This window comes from Paenibacillus sp. Dod16 (assembly GCF_049893405.1).
Taxonomy (GTDB): domain Bacteria; phylum Bacillota; class Bacilli; order Paenibacillales; family Paenibacillaceae; genus Paenibacillus_AQ.
Genome location: NZ_JBNDYG010000003.1, coordinates 151,754 through 173,608 on the forward strand (window position 1 = coordinate 151,754; position 21,855 = coordinate 173,608).

Annotated in this window: 26 protein-coding genes, 1 tRNA gene and 1 riboswitch; of the genes, 5 read left to right on the forward strand and 22 right to left on the reverse strand. The window is 49.1% G+C overall.

The window, feature by feature from the left end; translation table 11 throughout:
* Positions 1-24: 24 nt before the first annotated feature.
* The 9 genes from ACPV3A_RS02740 to racE form a co-directional block, all read right to left on the reverse strand.
* Positions 25-1,485 (reverse strand): serine hydrolase domain-containing protein, encoded by a 1,461-nt coding sequence (locus ACPV3A_RS02740; protein ID WP_426198061.1) that lies wholly within the window; start codon positions 1,483-1,485, stop codon positions 25-27.
* Complete coding sequence (locus ACPV3A_RS02745) at positions 1,482-2,042, reverse strand: hypothetical protein (RefSeq protein WP_426198062.1); 561 nt, start codon at positions 2,040-2,042, stop codon at positions 1,482-1,484. The genes ACPV3A_RS02740 and ACPV3A_RS02745 overlap by 4 nt, the downstream gene beginning before the upstream one ends.
* On the reverse strand, positions 2,039-2,401 hold the full coding sequence (locus tag ACPV3A_RS02750; protein WP_194543905.1) for a PadR family transcriptional regulator: 363 nt from the start codon (positions 2,399-2,401) through the stop codon (positions 2,039-2,041). Before ACPV3A_RS02750 ends, ACPV3A_RS02745 begins: the two co-directional genes overlap by 4 nt.
* A gap of 120 nt (positions 2,402-2,521) precedes the next feature.
* The gene (locus ACPV3A_RS02755; protein ID WP_194543906.1) at positions 2,522-2,788 is read right to left on the reverse strand and encodes a hypothetical protein; all 267 of its coding nucleotides are present in this window, start codon (positions 2,786-2,788) and stop codon (positions 2,522-2,524) included.
* 133 nt (positions 2,789-2,921) lie between these two features.
* A complete protein-coding gene (locus tag ACPV3A_RS02760; protein WP_076325704.1) occupies positions 2,922-3,143 on the reverse strand; it encodes a DUF1450 domain-containing protein in 222 nt (73 codons plus the stop codon).
* 30 nt (positions 3,144-3,173) lie between these two features.
* Entirely contained in the window at positions 3,174-3,476 is a 303-nt protein-coding gene (locus ACPV3A_RS02765) for an iron-sulfur cluster assembly accessory protein (protein ID WP_194543907.1), read from the reverse strand.
* A gap of 104 nt (positions 3,477-3,580) precedes the next feature.
* Positions 3,581-3,856, reverse strand: a complete 276-nt coding sequence (locus ACPV3A_RS02770; protein WP_426198063.1) for a hypothetical protein — start codon at positions 3,854-3,856, stop codon at positions 3,581-3,583.
* Positions 3,857-4,022: 166 nt separating this feature from the next.
* Entirely contained in the window at positions 4,023-5,225 is a 1,203-nt protein-coding gene (locus ACPV3A_RS02775) for a M14 family metallopeptidase (protein WP_426198064.1), read from the reverse strand.
* Positions 5,226-5,456: 231 nt separating this feature from the next.
* A complete protein-coding gene (racE, locus tag ACPV3A_RS02780; protein WP_194543909.1) occupies positions 5,457-6,263 on the reverse strand; it encodes a glutamate racemase in 807 nt (268 codons plus the stop codon).
* A 261-nt stretch (positions 6,264-6,524) separates the two neighbouring features.
* On the opposite strand from racE, the gene ACPV3A_RS02785 reads away from it, so the two are divergent.
* Complete coding sequence (locus tag ACPV3A_RS02785; protein WP_426198227.1) at positions 6,525-7,592, forward strand: nitric oxide synthase oxygenase; 1,068 nt, start codon at positions 6,525-6,527, stop codon at positions 7,590-7,592.
* A gap of 128 nt (positions 7,593-7,720) precedes the next feature.
* On the opposite strand, the gene ACPV3A_RS02790 is transcribed toward ACPV3A_RS02785, so the two are convergent.
* The 5 genes from ACPV3A_RS02790 to ACPV3A_RS02810 all read right to left on the reverse strand — a co-directional run bounded on the left by ACPV3A_RS02790 (position 7,721) and on the right by ACPV3A_RS02810 (position 11,209).
* A complete protein-coding gene (locus ACPV3A_RS02790; protein ID WP_426198065.1) occupies positions 7,721-8,083 on the reverse strand; it encodes a YtxH domain-containing protein in 363 nt (120 codons plus the stop codon).
* Between the two features lie 15 nt (positions 8,084-8,098).
* Complete coding sequence (locus ACPV3A_RS02795) at positions 8,099-8,551, reverse strand: DUF948 domain-containing protein (protein WP_426198066.1); 453 nt, start codon at positions 8,549-8,551, stop codon at positions 8,099-8,101.
* Positions 8,552-8,822: 271 nt separating this feature from the next.
* On the reverse strand, positions 8,823-9,245 hold the full coding sequence (locus ACPV3A_RS02800) for a DUF86 domain-containing protein (RefSeq protein WP_426198067.1): 423 nt from the start codon (positions 9,243-9,245) through the stop codon (positions 8,823-8,825).
* Between the two features lie 43 nt (positions 9,246-9,288).
* Positions 9,289-9,576, reverse strand: coding sequence for a Dabb family protein (locus ACPV3A_RS02805; protein ID WP_076325696.1), 288 nt, complete (start codon positions 9,574-9,576; stop codon positions 9,289-9,291).
* A 196-nt stretch (positions 9,577-9,772) separates the two neighbouring features.
* Complete coding sequence (locus ACPV3A_RS02810) at positions 9,773-11,209, reverse strand: NAD(P)/FAD-dependent oxidoreductase (protein WP_194544905.1); 1,437 nt, start codon at positions 11,207-11,209, stop codon at positions 9,773-9,775.
* Positions 11,210-11,286: 77 nt separating this feature from the next.
* Positions 11,287-11,386: riboswitch (purine riboswitch) on the reverse strand.
* A 291-nt stretch (positions 11,387-11,677) separates the two neighbouring features.
* On the opposite strand from ACPV3A_RS02810, the gene ACPV3A_RS02815 reads away from it, so the two are divergent.
* Together ACPV3A_RS02815 and ACPV3A_RS02820 are read left to right on the forward strand one after the other, a co-directional pair.
* Entirely contained in the window at positions 11,678-12,274 is a 597-nt protein-coding gene (locus tag ACPV3A_RS02815; protein WP_194543914.1) for a helix-turn-helix domain-containing protein, read from the forward strand.
* A 168-nt stretch (positions 12,275-12,442) separates the two neighbouring features.
* Positions 12,443-12,634, forward strand: coding sequence for a hypothetical protein (locus tag ACPV3A_RS02820; RefSeq protein WP_194543915.1), 192 nt, complete (start codon positions 12,443-12,445; stop codon positions 12,632-12,634).
* Positions 12,635-12,733: 99 nt separating this feature from the next.
* Here the strand turns inward: ACPV3A_RS02820 and ACPV3A_RS02825 are convergent, their stop codons facing one another.
* The 3 genes from ACPV3A_RS02825 to ACPV3A_RS02835 all read right to left on the reverse strand — a co-directional run bounded on the left by ACPV3A_RS02825 (position 12,734) and on the right by ACPV3A_RS02835 (position 14,854).
* Positions 12,734-13,459, reverse strand: coding sequence for a WD40/YVTN/BNR-like repeat-containing protein (locus ACPV3A_RS02825; protein WP_426198068.1), 726 nt, complete (start codon positions 13,457-13,459; stop codon positions 12,734-12,736).
* Between the two features lie 195 nt (positions 13,460-13,654).
* Positions 13,655-13,738 (reverse strand) — tRNA-Leu (locus ACPV3A_RS02830).
* Between the two features lie 135 nt (positions 13,739-13,873).
* Positions 13,874-14,854, reverse strand: coding sequence for a copper amine oxidase N-terminal domain-containing protein (locus tag ACPV3A_RS02835; RefSeq protein ID WP_426198069.1), 981 nt, complete (start codon positions 14,852-14,854; stop codon positions 13,874-13,876).
* A 252-nt stretch (positions 14,855-15,106) separates the two neighbouring features.
* On the opposite strand from ACPV3A_RS02835, the gene ACPV3A_RS02840 reads away from it, so the two are divergent.
* A complete protein-coding gene (locus ACPV3A_RS02840; protein ID WP_194543917.1) occupies positions 15,107-15,367 on the forward strand; it encodes a hypothetical protein in 261 nt (86 codons plus the stop codon).
* Here ACPV3A_RS02840 and ACPV3A_RS02845 read toward each other — a convergent pair.
* The 3 genes from ACPV3A_RS02845 to ACPV3A_RS02855 are packed head-to-tail and all read right to left on the reverse strand — an operon-like array spanning position 15,362 to position 19,418.
* Positions 15,362-16,483: a GerAB/ArcD/ProY family transporter gene (locus tag ACPV3A_RS02845; RefSeq protein WP_426198070.1), complete on the reverse strand. Its 1,122-nt coding sequence runs from the start codon at positions 16,481-16,483 to the stop codon at positions 15,362-15,364. The two genes, ACPV3A_RS02840 and ACPV3A_RS02845, sit on opposite strands and share 6 nt — an antisense overlap.
* A 14-nt stretch (positions 16,484-16,497) precedes the next feature.
* Complete coding sequence (locus tag ACPV3A_RS02850) at positions 16,498-17,712, reverse strand: Ger(x)C family spore germination protein (RefSeq protein WP_426198071.1); 1,215 nt, start codon at positions 17,710-17,712, stop codon at positions 16,498-16,500.
* Between the two features lie 20 nt (positions 17,713-17,732).
* Positions 17,733-19,418 carry a spore germination protein gene (locus ACPV3A_RS02855; protein WP_426198072.1) on the reverse strand — a complete coding sequence of 562 codons (1,686 nt, stop codon included), beginning with the start codon at positions 19,416-19,418 and terminating at the stop codon, positions 17,733-17,735.
* Between the two features lie 149 nt (positions 19,419-19,567).
* Between ACPV3A_RS02855 and ACPV3A_RS02860 the strand changes: the two genes are divergently transcribed.
* A complete protein-coding gene (locus ACPV3A_RS02860) occupies positions 19,568-20,251 on the forward strand; it encodes a lysoplasmalogenase (protein ID WP_426198073.1) in 684 nt (227 codons plus the stop codon).
* Positions 20,252-20,478: 227 nt separating this feature from the next.
* On the opposite strand, the gene ACPV3A_RS02865 is transcribed toward ACPV3A_RS02860, so the two are convergent.
* Together ACPV3A_RS02865 and ACPV3A_RS02870 are read right to left on the reverse strand one after the other, a co-directional pair.
* Positions 20,479-21,192, reverse strand: coding sequence for an MgtC/SapB family protein (locus ACPV3A_RS02865; protein ID WP_071223150.1), 714 nt, complete (start codon positions 21,190-21,192; stop codon positions 20,479-20,481).
* Positions 21,193-21,235: 43 nt separating this feature from the next.
* A complete protein-coding gene (locus ACPV3A_RS02870; protein ID WP_071223375.1) occupies positions 21,236-21,841 on the reverse strand; it encodes a glycerol-3-phosphate responsive antiterminator in 606 nt (201 codons plus the stop codon).
* Between the last annotated feature and the right edge of the window lie 14 nt (positions 21,842-21,855).

The window sequence follows — 21,855 nt, forward strand, 5'->3', positions numbered from 1 at the left end:
TCTTTTTACAGATTGCATTTCATGTCAAGCGCGCCGGGTAATCGACTCAAGATGTTTCCTACGGCTGACAAGCGTTCCGTACATCAGCACGAGCCCCATCAATGCCAGGCTAGCTACAATCCCCAGCGTCATATAGGCAATGTCCGGTGCAAAGAGTCGTATGGAATTCCAAGGGGAGTTTGTCAGACGCGTGAAGAGCGGAATGATGCCAGCTGAAATCGCAAAGAAAACCAAACTCAGCGGAAGCGTGAGATATAACTTCAAGCTGCGTTTCTGCATTCTTAGCAGCATCCATATCACGATAGCGAGCAGAATGATCAAAGTTACCGCCAATCCCCAAATCAGCGGATGAGTTTCAGCGGAAGGCGGTTTCGGGTCTTCTCCGTCTAATATCCCTCTCAAATCCTTGGAGACCTGAATCAATCTGGCTTCCTCCAGAATGTGGTCCTTGTTGGTTAAAATAACGGCCCCCACGCCTCGTTCAGGGATGAAGAAAATTTCCGCCCGGGCTTCCGGTGTTGATCCGGAGTGCCATACCAGCCTCTCGCCTTGTTCCGTCTCGCTTATCCTCCAGCCAAAACCATAGGCACGATCCGGTCGATGCTGAACTAAAGGCGACAGGAGCAGCTCCTTATATTCGCGACTAAGCAACATGTCATTATCTTGAAGCAAAAATTGGAGATACCGAGCCATATCGTCGATACTCGCCGTGATATAACCATAAGAAGCCCCGCTATTGTCATAGGGGACGCTGCTCACTCGCGGATAGCCGAACCACGATTGATACCCATGTTCAAATCCGGTTTGAACCGCCCGCTCCTCATCGGCTGCAGCCGTACTCATGCCCAGCGGGCCAAACACATGCTGCTCCATATAATCGGCATAGGATTGACCCGACACCTCCTCCAGAACAGCCCCCAGGATCATGTAATTGGCGTTGCTGTATTGATGTTGTTCCCCTGGTGGTCTGTTAAGGTTCGTGTTGGAGAGATGGCGCACATTCTCTTTCAGGGCTGAAGCATCCTTCGCACCCACATCGGAATACGCCAAGCCCGTATATGTACTATATCCGCTCGTCTGAGCCAGCAATTGCCTTATCGTTATTGACGATACCTCAGAAGACGCTTCGGCTGCAAACCACGGCAAATAGGTCCCAACGGATTCATCCAATTCGACCTGGCCCGACTCCACAAGCTGGACAATCCCTAACGCCGTCATGGATTTGGAGAGAGATCCGAGTAAAAATGGAGTTTTGGAGCTGACCGTACTGCCCTCTGCTGTAACACCATAACTGTTCGTAAACACTATGTCCCCATCCTGCACGATGGCAGCGGAAAGACCCGGAATTTGATATTCCTCCATCGCCGCTTTCATGTAGAGGTCAACCTTATCAGCCATGACTTCTTCTGCTTGTCCAACGTTCCCCCATGTCGGAAGCACGAAAGCCAGTACGGTTAATACGACATACGTCCACTTCTTTCTCACAATACGTTTCCTCCTTCTGTAAACGGGAGGGAATGTCTATGTTTTCTTTTACCGAAGACATGGGCCAGAATTGTAACGAGCGCCGAAATCGAAAGGCTAAATACGATCAACATCATATTCCACCACGTCTGATCGGATATTCGGTACAGCAGATTGAAGCCAGCTATCTCATACCCCTTCACCCATGCCGTCGTTAATGCGAAGGAAAATAACAGCTGACATATGATATAAGCGGCCGCAAAAACCAACGGATATTTCAGAAAGCCCCATACGCCCAGCCGCCCGCTGCGCTGTCCCGGAGGTTCTTCAGGAACAGACACGAGGTCCATGGCGTCTTGCACTCTAACCAAACCTTGCACCTCTGCATAATCCCTGACATACATATCAGGAGAGCCCAGATCTTCAAGACCATACTCCCCGTGCTCCCGGCTTGCCTCCAAATGTTCCCGGATCTGTTCGACAACGGCTTCCACCTGGTTTGACGTCATTTCGTACCGTATCAACTCGCGGCGAACGTCCGCGATAAATCGTTCTTCTTCATAGGATAATGTCATCATCTCTGGCTCTCCTGTTCCACGCCATCTGCCATTCGCTGTACATTCGATGAAAGCAATGATCGAATATCCTGCTGCAGCTCCTGCCACTCCTGGATTTTCTTATCCAGAAACAAATCTCCGCTTGGCGTTATTTCGTAATACACTCTGGCTTTGCCGCTCTCGCTAAGCTCCCTCGTATCCGTCACCCATCCCTGATCTTTCAGCTTGGACAGGATGGGATAGATGCTTCCTACTCCCTTCAATTTCAGTCGGTGTTTCTCCAGCTCCTTCATGATCTCGTAACCATAACTCTTGCCATGACTCAGAATGGCCAATACGCACATCTCCAAATGCCCTTTTATTAAACTTGTTCTATCCATGACAACAATTTAACAGAATTATATATCGGAATCAAGTATATAATTCAAATGCGTATATAAATTAAAAAAAGCCCGTTCATTAGCTCGAAAGCTATTGAACGGACTGCACAGGATCATAAACTACTTTTTAGCTGAACGAAGCTTGGACAGACGTTCCTTCTCTTCGCCTAACAACTCTTCCGCCAATTCCACGGCGTTTGCGTTCCCCTGCTCAATCACTTGGGCGACCGCTTGCTCCGTATGGGATAACGAATTCTCCGCTTGCTGAATCAGCTGTTCCGTCGGGTGGGACATTGCCGAGGATACGGCACGGTGCAGCTTCTCCACGGAATCTAGCGCACTGTTGCTGGGACTGTTGGAATGAAGACTGGAATCGTGACTGTTCATGACGGATGCTCCCTTCTAAAGTTGTTGTTCCTGCTGCCCCCTTAGCATGGATGGCTAAGCCAGGAACTATACCCGAAGAATGGGGATTTTCCGCGAAACTTCGATTCTGAAGTAACCCACAGCCAGTTGTTTGTTATTTCACAAACGGCAGCGCCTTTGCCAGCACTTCATCCTCTGTAGGCGCGCTGACATAACGGCCATTGATATACATAAAGGCGCGTTTGCCGCAAGGACCGCAATAGGATTTGCAGCCGATCTTAATGTCGGCATCCGGTACCATTTTCTTAATTTTCGGGATCATTGTCTTTAACTTCGTATGTCTGCACTTCTCGCAGACGCGAATATCATTAGCCATTGTACATTACCTTCTTTATTCTGAAGTAACCTAGTGGTCGCCGTGATTGCCCTGGGACGGATTCGTAATGACAAAGCCTTCCTGAGGAAAATAAAGATAGTCGATTTTGACGCCGTCCAGGAAAGGTTGTCCCGCTTCCAATATGACGTCGATCTCTTTATCTGTGGATACGATGACATCATTTTCCTTCGGCGTATCCAGATCCAGACCGTAGTGGGCATGATCACCATGCGCATGGGTTACCAGTACGCGAATTTTCTTGTCCTTGTTCTCTTCCTTGTCCAGCTCTCTCTTTAACACCTTGGCGGCATTACGGGTAATTTTACATTTCACGTATATTCATCTCCTCACGGATGTTTCATTCAATATGTTATTGTAGACCCCTGCCGGTTTTTTCGCAAGGGTCCTGTCCGTATTGTTACATCCGAAAAGCTCGTTTACCGTACGCGCTTGGCGGGTCCTTGATCTTCACCGAGCACACCTGGATATTTCCGCTCGACGCGGGATACGAACCAATTCATCAGCAGCATCGTGACTCCGATATCGTCGATCGGCAGCAAAGGCATAAAGTCCGGCAGCACCCAGTACAGCACAACCGGAACCAGAAATAACAGCTTGTCCCCGAGTGTAACCCGGGAAGAGGCTAAATAACCGAATATCCGTTGGAATACGTGCGACCAGCGCCGAAGCGACCACAATCTTCTCCACTTCATATTGTTCCCTCCATTCCAGGCAGCATGTCTATATCATTACCCAATTAACAGGGTTGCAGCAATTAAAGCACGAAAATAGGCCACTGCCTTGTAATCCGTAAAAGCAGCGGCCGTATTCTTCTATTTTTACGTTGAATAGAGCTTATCGTTTCATAAATATATTATCCTATTTCAAAGACATAAACGCAGCTAGAATGGATCCCACTTCGACGCACAAATCCTCGAAATCCTCAAGGGGCAGCGGATTCATCCCATAACCAATTTCCACGGTAAAGCCCGGCCTCTGGTAATGCTGAATAAACCAATCTTTATATCCCGCATCACTACCCTGCAGCTTCACCGGCCTGTAACCGCTGGCCTGACCTAATCTTCTGGCCATGTCCTCACTTTCCGGAGGTTCGTAGTCCCTGTAATTCCAATAGATTTCCCGCCCTTGGCTGTGAAGGGAAATGGCCCGTTCCGGAGATATCGATAATGTATGCTGATAGACAGCTTCGGCTTCCGGCTCGCTTAACGGCTTAGTCCCCGCATAATCCTGCGGAGACGGACGGATTTTCCCCCTTCGTACGACTTCCTCATGCCAATGCGCAGGGAACTGGTCACCCAAATCCACGCCGTTTATATTAGCCTTCCAGCGCCGAAAATCCTCGCGTCCGCCGTTCCACTCGAGCAGACGTTCATAATAGGGATGCGAAGGAGTGACTCCTTCTTGTACGAGCTCTACCCCATCCGGGTTTGCCATCGGCACAACCCATAACGTATAGTTCCGGTACCAGGCATCCGGCTCCTGAAAATAGACCGGTGACTCTTGCGATAATGCCCTGCCGTACTCCTCCATAAATCGCATCAGGCACGGGGTTGTGATCCATTCATTGGCATGCAGTGCTGCATTGATATGCAGGTTCTTAGGGCCTTTACCGATTTTGGCGGCATATAGCGGTTTGCCGAGCACGCTTCGGCCGATGACACTCCACTCGATAACAGGGTAACGCAGCTGCATCTCTTGTATATCGCGTTCCAGATCCCCCGGTCCGTATTCGCCGGTTATTCGTATCATGCGCCTAGGCATGGTGCCCGGCAGAACGATCGTTTTCCCCTGCGGCAGATGATGAGCCGATAACCCGGGATTCAGTTCTTCCAAGGCTTCCTTCCGAAAACGGAACGTATTGGCAATACTATCAAAGGTATCATGTTCCTGAATGACATACCTTCGGCGCAGCGATGCTGGAAGGTAGAGCATTTGCCCCTGCTGGAGATACGGCTGCTGCGCCGCCCATGGATTCGCCGTAATCAGCTGTTCATACGCCAGACTATATCTGGCAGCCACGCGTCTTAGCGTATCGCCTTTCTGTACGACATATTGCTGCATAATGGATTCCTTTCCGCGGCAAAGCCGCTTCAATTAGCGTCCATTCCATGTATATGAGCGGCCGGTTGTCCAACATGTATGATGCAAAAGATCGGAAAAGGCGCCATATCCCGCTCCTTTTCTAAAACGTGGCACTGAAAATAATAAAGGCAGGACAAGGTCTTATCCCTTGTCCTGCCTGCGTTTTCTGCTCTTATTCATTCTGGATTAGTTCTTAGTATGAATGGTGAATTATAGCCTTGTAATTTGCCAGACAACAGGTGTCCGCTTGATATGATCTCCGAGCCATTCGGTCGCGATGCTCTGAAAAATAACCGGATCTCCTGTACAGAAGAATTGATGCACCGGGCTCTCCATGCTGCTCGCAAGCTGGCCTTTATCGTACAGAATCGTGCTGACTTCGCGAGCTGTTTCATCGGCGGAGCTGATCAGTTTCACCGACGGCCCCATGACCGTTTGGATCGTATTCATCAGGAACGGATAGTGAGTACACCCCAGGATCAGACAATCAATAGAGGTATCCTTGATGCCTCTCAAGGATTCTTGCACCACCTGCAAAGCATCCTTGGATCGGAACAATCCGTGTTCGACAAGCGGTACCAGTTCGGGACAGGCTTGGCTTTCCACCTCGACGTAAGGCGAGAGCTGTTTCAGAGCCGCTGTATATGCTCCGCTGCCAATGGTTCCGACTGTACCGATCACGCCGACGTTACCGGTCTTCGTTGCGCTTATGGCGGCACGCGCTCCTGGGTGAATGACACCGATGACGGGTACAGGCACTTTGGACGAAATATAATCAAGCGCCGCCGCCGTAGCCGTATTACAGGCGATCACAATCATTTTAGGATCATACTGAATTAAATAATCTACAATTTGCTCCGTAAATAAACGGACTTCTTCCGGCGTACGGGGTCCGTAGGGTGCGCGGGCTGTATCTCCGAAGTAAATAATTTTCTCTCTCGGGAGCTGTCTCATCACTTCTTTAGCGACAGTCAGCCCGCCGACACCCGAGTCTAGTATTGCGATTGCTTGCTGCACGAACCCACCGCTTCCTTCTTGTCAAATTCATGGTTTACAGTGATACCATATGTCATTTCGGATCGAAATGTACCTTAAATCTTACCCCAATTCCCCCCTATCTTCAACAAGATCGCTGCTGCAATAGACGGCTGGTAATTTGTTCAAGCAATTGTAGGACTCTTGCGCCAGTCGCTGACCGTAGGTAGTTTATACTATAGTAAGCGCGTGTATAGTAAAGGAGAATTTTACGTGAAGGACAACATCCATCATACCAACCTTATGGAAGCTGCGAAGCAGTTTATTGAGCTTTGTTATGCAGAATTAAATCGTATCCCGGAAGAAGCCGAGGCCCGGCTCATGGACATCCGCTCACAGATCAAGCTGACAGGTACATATGAGCATACGCTTGAGGAACTGACGCATGGGGCCAAAATGGCTTGGAGAAACAGCAACCGCTGTATCGGCAGACTGTTTTGGGATCGCCTTAAGGTAGTCGATGCCAGACACTTAACCGAGACCTCTGACATTTTCTCAGCACTCCTTCATCATATCGAGATTGCCACCAATGGCGGAAAAATCATGCCTACGATTACGATTTTCAGGGCTGCACGTCCAGGGGAGGCCCCATTGATGATCAAAAACCACCAATTGATTCGGTATGCGGGTTACGAAACGCCGCTCGGGACGGTTGGCGACCCGGCTTCCCTCTCCTTCACGAAGGAATGCATGGATCTGGGATGGCGGGGAGACTTGAGCAACTATGATGTGCTGCCACTGGTTGTGCAGCAGGGGAATGAGCCTCCGGAATGGCTTCCGATACCGAAATCCCACGTGCTGGAGGTCCCCTTGGAGCATCCCGAACTTCCTGCTCTGAAAGCGGAAGGAATAAAATGGTATGGGGTGCCTCTCATCTCGGACATGCTGCTTGAAATCGGCGGCATTACGTATACGGCCGCGCCGTTCAACGGCTGGTATATGGGAACCGAGATCGGAGCCCGTAACCTTGCAGACGAAGGACGCTACAACAAGCTTCCGCTTATTGCCAAGCTGATGGGACAGGATACTTCCAGCGAAACAACCTTATGGAGAGATCGCGCATTGGTCGAGCTCAATGCTGCCGTACTCTATTCCTATAAAAAAGCTGGCGTCAGCATCGTGGACCATCATTCGGCAGCATCCCAGTTCGGTTTGTTTGAACAGCGGGAACAGCAAGCCGGGCGGGAGCTCACAGGGGATTGGAGTTGGCTGATTCCTCCGGTCTCGCCGGCTACAACACATATTTTCCACAACTCTTATCATAACGACATCCGTTCGCCGAATTTTCATTACAGGAACAAGGAAAAGTAGTTTGGTCTTTATCTTTCGAGTAGTTTATACACAGCAAAGCCGGGGCTGTTTGCCGCCCCGGCTTTCATGTATTTTGGCGTAATCCTTATCCTCGTAAATGAGTGCTGAAGCGGTCATCTGATCCTGAATTAATCGTTGACCTTCACTTCCGCAGCAGCGGGAACATAGGTTTCTTCTTCAAAATCCTCGTCAAACGAGGAAACCTGCGCAATTTCCTCTTCGGCCAGCCAGCTTTCTTGCCGGTTGCGCCAGGACTGAATATCGGAGATCACGTTCTCCGCACGATCCGTCATGATGCCGATCAGGTTAACTCCCTGCTCTCCTACCTTCTCTGCTGCCTCCTGGACCTTGGTGCCTATGCCGCGGGCGCCGTCGGCAATGTCATTCCGAAGCTCTTTGCCGGATTTTGGAGCCAGAAGAAGTGCGGTAACAGAACCTGCAACACTGCCGATCAATACTCCCCAGAGGAGTCCTTTGCTCTTCTCTTTCATATTCCATCTCTCCTTCTATTTGGCTTGCCCTTCGCCGGACTTGGAGGTGTACTTGTTCCATGAATGCCAAAGCGTCATTCCGGCATCAACCCACCGGAACACCTCCCCGATCTGCCGTTCATTATCGAGGCGAGCACGTTCCAGATGCTCAATGGCGGTTATGGAAGCTTTTTTYCCTACAGCATGAACCGCATCGGCCGTCTTGGCTACCGCTGACGCAGCATCGGACATGGAAGCGGCAAAAGCTTCGCCTGCCGCCAGCTGACGCTGTATCATCTCTAACGAGACGGATGCCTGCACCAGCACCTGCGAGGCTTCCTGTGTCAATCGGGCACTGTCTTCCTCAAGCCGGCCCAGCATGGTCTCGGCCCGCCCGATCAGCTTTTTAACCGACACCATCATGACCACCGCCGCAACCGCGATCAGAACGATACCGATGGCAGCAGCCAGCGCACTCCATTCTGTCATGGGGAACTCCTCCTTTCGTCCGACCGGGCGAATGCCTAGTCGCTTGATGCATTATAAGCAGCATGGGCTTGTCTTGACACAACATCGGCGATTTTTTTATTCCAGCACAGCAGAACCACGAGTTTCCCCGCAATTTCGGAACATGCAAGCGCTTGAGACAAAACCAACAAAAAACAGACCGTTCAGGGATTCCCTGAAGGCCTGTTAAGGATCGTGTATATGGAAGAGCCCATGGCATCATGGGATATTTCTTTGTGAAACTATATAACCATTAGTACATCTCGTTCTTTAAATACTCACGGACATTTCCCGCAAAACGCTCCAGCACATCAGGCAGAATTGGGGTTAAAGAATGAAGCGTATGCCTGTCCCAATCATAATAGTCCTGCACGAGCGGTTTACGCAATCGGACCAGCTCCAGCAGCACCTTATGAACCTCTTCGGGGAACACCTTTTCCTCATGGTTAATATCCATGATATCTTCATAACTGCTGGCATCCCGCATAATAAATCCGTCAATCAAGTAGCTGCCGACATCCGTTACGACTTCGATCGCCAGATGAAGCGCACGCTCCTGAACCAACCCAAGCACAAGGCCTCCGTCCCATGATTGCGCCGCAGCACGCAACCCTTCCGCAATTTCGGGAATCGCGCTCAGCCGCCGTTCAATTTGTTCTTGATTTACATAATACACCGCAAATCTCCTCCAACCCGTTGTTGTAAGTCTATATCAATGCCTACACTTCAAAATCAACGCTAAGCGTATGATCTTTCACCGTATTGATGTATTGGATCACTTCCTGGTGAACAGGATGAACGGCATATGCTTGCAAATCTTCAAGATTGTCCACTTCAACGATCAAAGCCAAGTCATATGAACGCTCCGAGCGAATTACATCTGCGCCCGCCTCAAGGGATCTAAGCATCGGAATCTTGCCATCCATATCGCGCAGCACCTGCACCGTCTTCTCAATATTCTCTGCGGATGAGTCCTTCAATTTGAAAAAAACAATATGTTTAATCATCGTCCGTTCCTCCATCTCTAGCATGTATGTAAATCTTTCGTATCTATCATACCCCGTTCGTCCGGAAAAAGAAATCGCTCCCACCAACATATCGGATATATCGGCTGCGCCAGATCTAACCAAATAGGAGCACCGTCTGGCTTACACCAGAGCGTGCTCCTGAAATCAACACTCTATTTAAGGAAATAACGCTTAATCACGAACTTAATTGATTCAGCATGTTCTGGGCAATCCAGACGCCGGCGGCTCCTGCCTGAGCAAGCCCCCTGGTAATGCCCGCACCATCCCCGCCACAATAAAGTCCCTTGATTTCCGTCTCGAAGGACTCCGTCAGCTTCGGTCTTGCGGAGTAGAACTTGGCCTCCACCCCGTAGAACAATGTGTGCTCCGACGCGATTCCCGGCGTGACTTTATCAAGCGCTTCGACCATCTCGATCAGGCTTTTCATGGTGTTGTACGGCAGCACCAAGCCAAGATCACCTGGAACGGCTTCCTTCAGCGTCGGCTCCAGAAACCCTTCGCGAATTCGGCCCTCGGTGGATCTCCGGCCGCGGAGCACGTCGCCGTATTTCTGTACAATAACCCCGCCGCTGGATAGGTCGTTAGCCCGCTTGCATATTTCACGCGCATATTCGTTAGGCTTGTCAAACGGCTCCGTAAACTTATGGGATACGAGCAGCGCAAAGTTCGTATTGGCTGATCCCAATGCCGGATCTTTATAAGAATGGCCATTGGCTGCCATAACCCCGCTATGGTTCTCAACCACAACATGACCGGAAGGATTGCTGCAGAACGTACGCACCCGGGTTCCCACCGAGGTGTTAAAGATGAATTTGCCTTCATACAAATGCTCATTGATCTCGCGCATGACCACATCCGAGGTTTCAACCCGAACGCCGACGTCCACCTGGTTATTATGCATTTTCAATCTGCGTTTTTTCAATACACTGGTCAACCAGGCAGAGCCGTCACGGCCAGGGGCGACCATCACCAAATTCGCCTCATGGACCTCCCCGCCTTTCATTGCGATGCCGGTAACGCGATGGGCTCCGTCTTCTTTGACGGTGACAATGTCCTCGACCTCCGCCCGAAAAGCCATATCAATTCTTGTCTTCAAATATTCATATATCGACTTCAGTATCTCCAAATTCTGCTCGGTTCCAAGATGTCTTACCTGAGCGCGAAGCAGCTTCAGGCCAGCTGCGTATCCACGCTGTTCAATATCCCGGATCGCATTTGTTGTCGGATCCGTGATGGCAGGTGTTGCTCCGTGCTCCAGATTGATGGCGTCCACATATTCGATGAGCTCCATGACTTTGGAGCCTGGCAAATAATCGGTCATCCAGCCGCCAAACTCCGTGGTTATGTTGAATTTGCCGTCGCTGTATGCTCCTGCCCCGCCAAATCCGGCTGTAATCGAGCAAGCCGGCAAACAACCGGCAAATTCCTTACGTCCTACTGCCGGTGGACAGAGCTTAATCTTCTCCTCCAGGATCGGGCAGCTTCTCCGGTAAATATCATGTCCCTTGTCAACTAATAGCACCTTGCTGCCTGGTGACTTTAACGTCAGTTCATAACAAGCGAAAATACCGGCCGGACCGGCACCAACAACGATAACATCATATTTGCTCATCATATCCCCCTGTGTGTTTGACTGTCGCTTTGCGCACACCGCTTTTCGGGCACAAAAAAATCCTGCTCCGAATAGGTATGCTTGCGCATCCTATTCGTAGTCAGGAATTTAAGGTCCCTTGTAGAAACCCCTGAACCTTATTTTCAGGGATATACGAATAAGCATCTTTTTTTCTTCATCAACCATTGTTAATATAAAACGAATTCACGAATGAGTCAAGTGGTATTTCATGAATCGTTCGTGTTTAACTCCAATAAATCTCGTTTTAAACGCCAATCGCCCCTGTATTATCCACCAAAAAGCGAACAATGCTTTATAATAATCAATCAAATGAGTAGGTCTATCGGACCAATACGTCCGACTTATAAATCAGGTAACAACGAAATGGAAACAATTGTTTTATGATTGGCTATTGAAAAGTGAGTGTCGAATATTGTAGTATTGTGTTAAAAAAAAATCGGAGGAATTATGCCTACACAACTGCAGCAAGAAAAACACTCCATTGAGGCGTGGTCCCTGATCAATCGTAAATATTTGGGGAAAGGTGTGCGAGTCAAGCGCTTTCGCCGGCCGACCCGCTGCCAAATTCGCAACCGCGTCCTACTAGCCGTACTTATGGCCAACGATATCAAATTGTCGCAATTGGCCGAGGAACTGGGAGTATCCTCCCGTAGTGTCAGCGCCTGGGTATATGAGGGACGCGTTCCCGGAAAAAACAACCTGGAGAGGGCCTGCGACTATTTGGGTTATCCCCGTCACATTCTCTTCAGGGAGGAACTGCTGGACAAGTCACCTTTAATCTGCCAGCCGGCACCTTCCCGCTTCATGAAACGCACCCTGACACGCTCACCCGTTAGCAATCGGATTCTGACAGGCCTGTGCATGGTTCATGACTTGTCGGTAAGCGATGTTAGCCGCTGGATCGGCGTACATCCCGGCACATTCCGCAAATGGCTGCACCAGGGCACCGTACCATCCGCAGCGTTCCAGGAAAAAGCGGAACAGTTCTTCCGGATCCCTAAATCTGTTCTATTTGCAGATTGCGCACTAAAGCAAAATTCATAATTAAAACTGCTGTTATAACGTAACCATACTTATGATTCCAACCAATGCTCAGCTTGCCGGGTCGATCCGGCTAAGCCGGGCTTGTTTTCTGTAATGGCATATTTCCAGACGATCAGGGAATACAAGTAACATTCCGTTCGCATCATCCAACAATTGAGGTGAGTGAGTATGAGGTTACGTCATAAGCAGATTGGCGCTGCACTGGGATTGCTCACCGGAACAACCATGGGAAGCGGTATTGGATTCCTGCTTGGTTGGCACTCCTTTAATCTGATCGTCCTGGTGGCCCTCTTCGGCTTATTCGGAGTTGCCGCTGGTCTATGGCTGGGCTCACGAATGATATTCAAAGAGCTGCCTTAATGAACGATATGATGTTTATCGTTCTGCCTCTTTCTTGCTGAGATTGGAGGCATAACCACAAAAAGAAGACCGGAGAGCTCCGGTCTTCTTTGTTATGAATCAGTTATGGGGTTTCGTGTTAACAACATACAACGATCCTGAAACAGCCTCTTCGTTCTTGGGAGCTCCTTCAGCTTCATCGGTGATAGCTCCCGTGGCAGGACTGCTGGCGGTCGTATCCGGTATATCCAGGTTGCTCCAGGTTTGGCCCCCGTCCTCGGTTTTGGCTTGCCCGCTGAATCCTGTTTCAGGCGAAATGAAATGAAGAAATCCGGCATTCGGCGTGCTTCCAATCCGAATCCACGTCTCACCGCCATCCGTTGTGCGGTACAGATCGTTATTCTCCATCACAGTCCAGGCCTGCTTGCCATTCAGTGCAAAGATTTGGCGTACGGTGCCTTTTGGCTGAGCCTGAACCTCCCATTCCGTGCCACCGTTATCACTAAAAGCAATCCAGCCTTCTCCACCAATCCAGCCCGAGCTATGATTAATGTGCCGGACCGCCGTCACATCTGCTAAATCCACATCGGGTTCAGCGGCCTGATTATCTGGAGCAACGTCCGTATCATTCTGTTCTGCGACCGCACCGCTTCCTGCGGCGTCGCTCCCTCCACCTAAATGATCTTCTGATCCGGAAGAGAGCTCTGTCTTCTGAGTATCCTCCTTCGAAGCTTCCACCGATCGCTCAGCCACATACCCCTCATCCGATGGTTGACATCCAACAGACAAACTCACAGCTACGAGCATCAACAAAATAAAGCCCAGCCCTTTTCGAGGTTTTCTCACAGGATCACACCCCTTGTATTCAAAATAACCCGCCAGTGACTTCTGCTAACAGGCCAAATATTATAAATCCACTCCATTCACCCTAAAGCTGAACGGTTCCTCCAGTTTAGTATAACGCGATTTCCACATGAAGAGGAACGAAAAAAGCTGTTCTTCAAGTTAAATTTCACTTGAAAAACAGCTTTGCTTCATAGATGCGGTCGAGAGGACTCGAACCTCCACGGGGGTTAGCCCACACGGACCTGAACCGTGCGCGTCTGCCAATTCCGCCACGACCGCATGTTATGTAAGTCGTGATCGAGTTGATCACCGTAATTAAGAGTATATAATGCACAAAGTTAAAAAGCAAGCATTTTTTAAAAAAATTGTCGAAACCATCAGACTTCATATGGTTTCGACAGAACAGGTCTATTCTCAGATCGTCCATTGATCATGTATCACGCCAGATAACACCCAATCCTCCCCATATTGTTCAAATACAAGCCGGAGGCTTTCCCAATCCATCCCCGCATAATCAGGATGAACTCCTTCGTAATAATACTCGACGATGACAGCTGCCTTATACTGGCTGCTTGCATTATTCAGCGTATTTCCTTCGCTCTTGGATTGGTTGTAACCGATCCATGGCGCAGCGGCAAAATCAAGGGTATAGACGAATTTATGATAATAGCTCTCAAAATTCATGGAGATCGGTTCTCCGCTGCCATCATACTCGCCCCAGCGGTATAAGGTGTCGTGGTTAAATCCATTCCCCAGCTGCTGCTTGCTAAGTGTGACATCCTTCTGCCGATCAACATGCGCATAAGGGGAGAAGGTAATCCCGTTTGGATGAGCCAGCTCGGCAAGCTTCTCAAAATCCTTGTTTTTCAAAAGTGTTATCGCCTGATTACTCTTCTTGGACAGGGCAGCTTCTGCCTCCTTCGGTGTGAGCAGCGGATAGATCAACGCTTCTTTAACCTGGTTATTCCAGACAACCTTGCCTCCAAGACCCTCTGCCGAGAAGCGGAGCGGGATATAAACACGTCCCTCCTTGAGCAGAGGCGGGGCATCCAGAGTTACAGCTTTGCTGTCCTTAACGGCGTGATTCTGTCCCACGGTGTAGCTTGTCGTATGTTTACCATTACTCACAATGGCCGTCTGCTTGGCTTGATCCCAGCGAACTTCGGCTCCCATCGATCTTGAAATGCCGCGGAAAGGCACCATCACCCTGCCGTTATGAATAAAAGGAGGCGATTCCAGCAGAAGCCGACCTCCATTCACTCGAACTTCGATAGGTCTGCCTGAGGATGTGTCCGCAGCCCAAACTTCTCGTCCATATGACATGTAACCGGTTATCCCTATCACTGCCGTCATGATACCGGCCAGCAGCCTTCTCACGCCTTGACGTTTCTTCATCACAAGCTCTCCCTCCCTAAGCTAAACTTCACTATCCATTTCCATTATAAAAGATCTATAACCCTTAGGCCCATCCATAAACGGCATTTTGCTATTCTTCTGTTCCTGTCGGTTCATATACGCCCCTTTTCAACGCTTGGTTCGATTGGATACAACTCTCCTTTGTATGTTTATTGAATAAACCCTTCATACTAATACAACATTGTCATGGATTGGCAAGTCATAAACCATAGGAAATGCGAGGAAGTAACGATGTATATCAAAAAATATGCGATCACCCTGCTGTTAGGTACTCTCTGTCTGTCTTATACCGTGCTTACAGATTGTCTGTTCGGGTTCCCATGGTACAACTTTATGATCAATTGGCAGTTCACTCTATTCTCCATCGTAGAGAAGCTGACGGTTACGGTGCTGCTATGCCTCCTGATCCTTCCTGATTGTTACCGAGCATTCAAAAATAAAAAGCCCCGTGATTCAAGCCAAAGCCCTGGAAACGCGGGACATGGTTCATGAACCGGAGCTAGAGTCGGACTTTGTCTTTCCCTTGGAGCTTGCTCTGCGAATCAAACCGATCACGACAAGCACCAAAGGTACAGCGATTGAAAATATAGGGAGAACCATATATAGGTGCTGGCTTCCTTTCATGAGATGCTCGCTATACGAACGGGAGAGAATCATCGAGTTCCCGAGCATGATTAAAGCGAAAGGATAAATCAATTTTTGAAAGGGAATGTTGAACAGCTCGGATGCAGAGATCAATGCGGCATAATAATACAGACTTATTTTAAAAAACACACCAATAATCAGAACCATCACGATCAAAATTTCCGTCCGCTCAATGAACTCCGAAATATTGGCTTTTCCGACCATCGTCAGCAGAGGAAAAACCGAACGCTCCGTAATATTCTCGCCAAGGACGGAAATGGTAACGGCAGAGGTTAGCGCCAGTATCATTCCGCTGAATAAAATAGCCAAATACCCTGCCTTAATCCCGCTCTTCTGCCGGCTCAGATGTGGAAGGAGGACCGTAGCAACAATCAGCTCACCATACGGAAAATGCATATTTTTTTTCAATACAGATTCAATGATCGGTTGCATGCCGTTGCCAAGGACGGGTAGCAGGCGATCGACTTCCACGATCGCGGAAAATACGATAACCAGAGCGCTGAATACGCTGATCAGCAGAACAATCGCCAAGAAAATCAAAGCGGTGCGCCCAAGCACCTCCAATCCTTGATGCAGCACAAAAGCGACGGTCATCACCATGATCAAATTGACAATGAGGAGCGGGGTCTCCTTAAGGGCTGCCGATGCCATTACCAACAACCCTCCATCTACGATATCTCTGGAGCCTGTATACAGGTAAAACACGCAGTAAGATACTCCCACCAATCCCCCTAAATATTTCCCAAGCAATATTCGATAATAAACCGTAGGCAGATGATCAGGAAACATGGTGTACAAATAAGCATTCAGCGAATACATCATCGCCCCGATCACCATGCCAATCAGCAGCCCAATCCAGGAATCCTTACCGGCCTGCAGTCCCATGTTCACGACAAGCGTCGTTCCGAACTGAAATAGAACCAGCAACGAGAAGAACTGCAGCGGACTGATTTTCACCTTCACCTTTAAGCTCCCCTTTATTCGGTGTTCATGTTGTATTTAAAGGAACGATCTTTCATCTGAGAGTTACGCACAACCGATTTCACATGATATTCCACTTCCAATTGCGGAAAGATGACATCCCATCGACCCTTCATTTTGTGCCAGGCTTCTGGTCTGGCGCGTTCTACCGTTTGACCGAATTCGAGGATATCACTATTCGCTTCCTGACACTTCTTCACGGCTAGTTTCAGAATGCGACCCACCTCTTTATTAGCAGCTGCTTCGAGCGTCTTCATCGAATGCGGATTTCTCAGGTCGATGTCGCTCATCACTTCCCGGATCGAGAAGTTAGGCTCAACGAATATGTGGATAACGGGTTGAAGCGGTTCTATAAATTTCACTTCCAGCCGGGTCTTCGATCGCATGACATCCAATGCAATTTCGCCTTGTCCATGTTCAAGGCTTATATTTAATGGCGTTGTATGCATTTTATTTTTGATCCACACGGTTCCCCTGCTCTCTTCCCTGGTCATCCAATCTTTAAGCTTGTCTCCCTTAAAAATAGCCAGATTGGAAATAACACCCAGACCTGCACTCTCCGAGCTTTCTAGATTGGATTTCTTTACGGCTTGCTGGACATCTCCTTCGATCATGACGCCGTTAATGACAGGTCCGCCACCGGGAACTAGCAGATCCCGAATGACATCGTCTACTTCTACACGGAAGTTCTCGCTTAACTGTCTTGAGGTTAACTCAATCTTCTGTACAAGCGCGAAAGCCGTAATCTTTCCAATAGGCGTTAGTACAGCAACCACGTCTTCTGACTTTTGTCCTTCCGCGGCAACCAATATTTCGGTCGTCAATCGAATATCGGAATCACGGTCCAAATAATCGAATAGATCGATAATTCCGTTTCTGGCCACCTCGTCGGATATAACGATTAATCCCGTGTGGGCAAGCGAGATGATACGCGGTACTTTGCGAGACGTATTTCGCACCGCTTCGATGATCGTTTTTCCGGTTGCCTTGTATATGGATGTAGGTGTCGCTCCCCTGCCTGTTTTGCCGGTTATTTCATCCGCGATGATGGTCTGGAAGGAAATCATATATTGCTGCTCTTCTTCCTTCCAGTCAATGCCGATACCGGCGACAATGGCCCGCTTATTCAATTCAGTCGCATCCCAACAGCCCGTTATCGTGCTCAGGCAGCAGCACAGGAGAATGCTAACCAACCATCTGTATCTGAACATTTCAGGCTACACCCCTAACGTTAATTACGATTGGACTCAGCGGCCGGAACAGCCGTCTTCTGGTCCCCCGTATTACTGTTATCTCTTCCGGCATTCCGATTGTGTAAACCGGATGATGGATTTCCGGCTTCCTGCGATGCGGCTTCCTGCGATGCACCTCGATTACTGCCTGAATGAGATGCGGACAAGGCTTCCGCTTGGAGCGATTTGATAGGCATTCGGATGACAGCGTCTTTTTGATTCCGCAATCGAAAAGGACTGATCGGCGATAAATAGGGAACTCCGAACGAACGAAGACTATTCATATGGGCAACAAGGATGATTAATCCCAGCGTCAACCCGTAAAATCCGAACAAGCCGGCCAGTACCATAAAAGCGAACCGTATCAAGCGTCCGGCGATGGATAGGTTATAGGCCGGTATGGCAAAGCTTGCAATACCGGTTAAAGCTACGACAATGACCATCGCTGGCGTAATCAGGCCGGCTTCAACAACTGCCTGTCCCAGGATCAAAGCACCAACAACCGAGACGGTCTGCCCGATGGCTCTGGGCATCCTCACCCCGGCCTCACGCAGAATCTCAAATACGATCTCCATCAGCATCGCTTCGACAAAGGCGGGAAACGGCACCCCTTCCCGTTGAGCAACCAAACTGATCAGCAATAAGGTCGGCACCATTTCGTAATGAAAGGTGGTGAGGGCTATATAAACCGATGGGCCCAGGATCAGAATAATAAAACTGAGATAGCGGACAATCCGCATCACAATCGCAATATCAAATCGCTGTGCATAATCTTCTGGGGATTGGAAAAAGTGAACAAATACCGTTGGAAGGACCAGGACGAAGGGGGTACCATCAACCAGGACGATGATTCTGCCTTCCAGCAATTTACTGGCGGCATCGTCAGGACGCTCCGTGTTATAGATCGTGGGAAAAGGGGTTATCGTTTTATCCTGAATAAATTCTTCGATATAAGCCGATTCCAGTATCCCTTCAATCTCGATATCATTCAGCCGTTCTTTAATCTCCTTTACGATCCCGGGATCTGCTTTTCCCTTCACATACATAAGAGCCACGTGGGTATGGGTTACGGATCCGATTTTCATGGTCTCCAGCCAGAGATCGGGGGATTTCAGCCTCCGCCGGATAAGGGATATGTTCGTAGCGATGGACTCCACGAAGCTATCCTTAGGTCCGCGAACTACAAGCTGGGAGGTCGGCTCGGTAACGGATCTCCATTCTCCGCCCTGCGTACCCGCTACGATGGCTTTCTCAGCACCTTCCAGCAGGATGGCCGTGTCCCCTGACAGAATGGCCAACATAATGTCGTTCCATTCGGTCATTATTTTGGATTCGCCCATCGACAGCCCATCCTTCATGATGTTGTCCAGGAAGACATCGGGCCCCTCACCCTTATATAAATCAGGGGTTAGACGCAGGAGAGAATCCATTACGAAATTGTTGACCATCTCAGGATCGCTGAGTCCGTTCAAATATACAATGGCACAGTTCTCCTCTGGCTCGCCGCCCAGCTTCAAGCGGCGGGTAACAATATCCGGGCTGTTTCCGGACTCGGTCCGAATACGATCGAGCAGCTCATCTATATGGCCAGAAATCACGGATGACCCTGACTTCGAGGATACCGCCTGCTCCTCTGATTTCTTTGCGGGAATCGGGCGGCGGTTTCGAGATCGGTAGCGTATCATGGTGTCGGTACCCCCATCCTTCAAAGCTCAAGTTAACTCCATTATTTGCTTTACATTCCTATTTCATGCGGAGATTGAAGAGAGGGATTGGGACGTTGTAAGAAGAATTGTCTAAACATGAAGATTATATTGTGTGGGGAGGTTTATAGTTGAAACGATACGTGCTGCCATTTATCATCCTGATCATGAGTCTGCTTTATATTTTCTTCATTCCGTCCGAGCCGTTGCTCGTGAAACTCCTGTTCAAGCTCATTCCGATGTGGCTCATCATCCTGTTTGCCTATCGGCAATTCCCGCCCCATGCCTCTAAAGTTCACTATCTTCTGTTATCGGGACTGTTCTTCTGCATGATCGGTGACGGCACGCTCATCTGGTTTGTCGTGGGCCTTACCGCTTTTCTGATCGGTCATCTGTTCTATACGGCTGGCTTTCTGGGGCGCTGGCGATATTCACTTCCCCGCCTCCTTAGCATCGTACCGATTGCGGCCTATTCGGTATGGATGGGCATTCCATTGGTGTCCTCTCTCAAGTCAAACGGGGAGCAAGCTTTGATGATTCCCGTCATCGCTTATATCGCAGTCATTTCGTTCATGCTCTGGACAGCCATCATGACCGGGAATCGGTATGCGATGGTTGGAAGCCTGCTCTTTGTCATCTCGGACTCGATCTTGTCCTGGAACATGTTTGTTGCCGATATCCGCTATTCGAACGTCTGGATTATGACCACTTATTACGCGGCCCAATTCCTGATTGCCAGAAGCATCTCGGCTTTTGACAGTCCTCGAGTACAGGCCTTAGGAAGCTCGTCCTTGAATACATCTGCCGCCCCATAGAAAACATAAGAAAAACGTCTATCGACGTACTTTTCAGTAGACAGACCGCACTTAGCGGAAGTTTTTCTTGCGAGATAAGGATGCTAAGCCTCGGATGTTTATACTTCCTTCTCTCTTAAAAAAGCCGAGCCCGGGTCCACCCGGGCTCAGCCCTGTACAACATCATGGTCCAATCATAGGGAGCTGATCATGTAACATTTTTGCTCATCAAACCATACAAGAAGCTCTTAATCCCGCCAGTTCATGCGAACCTGCTTAATGCCCTCTACCTGCCACAACTGCTCGAATAATCCGTTAATTCCCTTGCTGTTAAAAGAATACACCCGGAATTCCATCGTCACCTTGGTCGAATCGTCTTCCGTCGTGTCATTATTCACGATCATGCCTTCCACCGTCATATTGGCCTTTTGCAGCAATTCGGTAATGGTACTCACATGAACCGGACGGTCTCCGGCCTCAATGATGATCTTCAAGCTGCCTGACTTTTTGATAAAAAGAAATTTCGATTCCAATTTATTTAACACCAGCGTGCTGACCAGAACGATCGCCGTCGTTATGATCGCTGGCCAGTAAAAACCGGAGCCGACACTTAAACCGATAGCAGCCGCCACCCAAAGAGTTGCCGCCGTGGTAAGACCTGAAATGATATGATTGGAACGCCGCAATATAGCCCCGGCACCAAGGAAACCGATACCGCTTACAACTTGTGCCGCCAGCCGGGCAGGATCAAATCTCGCATTGGGATGATTAATCAGTGCAGAATCAAAACCGTAAATGGAAGTCAGCATAATCAGCGTTGATCCGACAGCCACCAAGAGATGGGTTTTTAAACCGGCCTGCTTATTTCTGCGTTCCCGCTCCCAACCGATTAAACCGCCAAGCAATGCAGCGAACAGCAGCCGCATCAGCATGGTTTGCGTATCCAGTTGAAACACATCCATTCCCTAATCTCCACCCATCTTTGTCATGTAAGGCGGCTCTTCGCTATACCATATGTTCATCCTGCCAGCGCCATAGCTCTTTGCTGGAGGTGGATATGCCAATTACACCGCTCTTCAAAGCCGTATCAAAATCCTCCAAATCGATCATGAGTCCTCCAGCGATGACGGGCACGTCCACTTCTGCACGAATCCGTTCCATGATCCGCTGACACACCATGCCCGGCAGCACTTCAATGGCATCCGGATTGGAGGCCTTAATCATCTTGATCCCGTTGTCCAGTGAAACGGAATCGAATACAAACAGACGCTGGACCGTCAACAAGCCCAGTTTCTTCGCTTCTACAATCGCCGTGTTTTTTGTCGTGACAATACCGTCAATGCCCACCTTTTCAGCTAAATACTTAACCCCCGTTTTGTCTTTACCGATCCCTTCAATTAGATCAAAATGCACAAACGAGAGCTTGCCCGCCTCCCGAATCTGTTCAACGATCGATTCGATGATAAAAATATCGGTTTTGAGAATAAACACGATATTCGATTCGGTCGCCAGCACAGCAGGGAGTTCATCGGCATTCATTAATGAAGTAATAATGGGCTTACGCTTCAAGCAATACGAAATTCGTTGTGCACCTTCAACACTGGTTTTCATGTCTTCACCTCGTT

Coding starts and splice junctions, on each gene's coding strand:
- ACPV3A_RS02745 (WP_426198062.1), bottom strand. CDS start 2,042: ATGATGACATTATCCTATGAAGAAGAACGATTTATCGCGGACGTTCGC.
- ACPV3A_RS02750 (WP_194543905.1), bottom strand. CDS start 2,401: ATGGATAGAACAAGTTTAATAAAAGGGCATTTGGAGATGTGCGTATTG.
- ACPV3A_RS02755 (WP_194543906.1), bottom strand. CDS start 2,788: ATGAACAGTCACGATTCCAGTCTTCATTCCAACAGTCCCAGCAACAGT.
- ACPV3A_RS02760 (WP_076325704.1), bottom strand. CDS start 3,143: ATGGCTAATGATATTCGCGTCTGCGAGAAGTGCAGACATACGAAGTTA.
- ACPV3A_RS02770 (WP_426198063.1), bottom strand. CDS start 3,856: ATGAAGTGGAGAAGATTGTGGTCGCTTCGGCGCTGGTCGCACGTATTC.
- ACPV3A_RS02775 (WP_426198064.1), bottom strand. CDS start 5,225: ATGCAGCAATATGTCGTACAGAAAGGCGATACGCTAAGACGCGTGGCT.
- ACPV3A_RS02785 (WP_426198227.1), top strand. CDS start 6,525: ATGGAAGCTGCGAAGCAGTTTATTGAGCTTTGTTATGCAGAATTAAAT.
- ACPV3A_RS02790 (WP_426198065.1), bottom strand. CDS start 8,083: ATGAAAGAGAAGAGCAAAGGACTCCTCTGGGGAGTATTGATCGGCAGT.
- ACPV3A_RS02805 (WP_076325696.1), bottom strand. CDS start 9,576: ATGATTAAACATATTGTTTTTTTCAAATTGAAGGACTCATCCGCAGAG.
- ACPV3A_RS02810 (WP_194544905.1), bottom strand. CDS start 11,209: ATGAGCAAATATGATGTTATCGTTGTTGGTGCCGGTCCGGCCGGTATT.
- ACPV3A_RS02815 (WP_194543914.1), top strand. CDS start 11,678: ATGCCTACACAACTGCAGCAAGAAAAACACTCCATTGAGGCGTGGTCC.
- ACPV3A_RS02820 (WP_194543915.1), top strand. CDS start 12,443: ATGAGGTTACGTCATAAGCAGATTGGCGCTGCACTGGGATTGCTCACC.
- ACPV3A_RS02835 (WP_426198069.1), bottom strand. CDS start 14,854: ATGAAGAAACGTCAAGGCGTGAGAAGGCTGCTGGCCGGTATCATGACG.
- ACPV3A_RS02840 (WP_194543917.1), top strand. CDS start 15,107: ATGTATATCAAAAAATATGCGATCACCCTGCTGTTAGGTACTCTCTGT.
- ACPV3A_RS02850 (WP_426198071.1), bottom strand. CDS start 17,712: ATGTTCAGATACAGATGGTTGGTTAGCATTCTCCTGTGCTGCTGCCTG.
- ACPV3A_RS02855 (WP_426198072.1), bottom strand. CDS start 19,418: ATGATACGCTACCGATCTCGAAACCGCCGCCCGATTCCCGCAAAGAAA.
- ACPV3A_RS02865 (WP_071223150.1), bottom strand. CDS start 21,192: ATGGATGTGTTTCAACTGGATACGCAAACCATGCTGATGCGGCTGCTG.
- ACPV3A_RS02870 (WP_071223375.1), bottom strand. CDS start 21,841: ATGAAAACCAGTGTTGAAGGTGCACAACGAATTTCGTATTGCTTGAAG.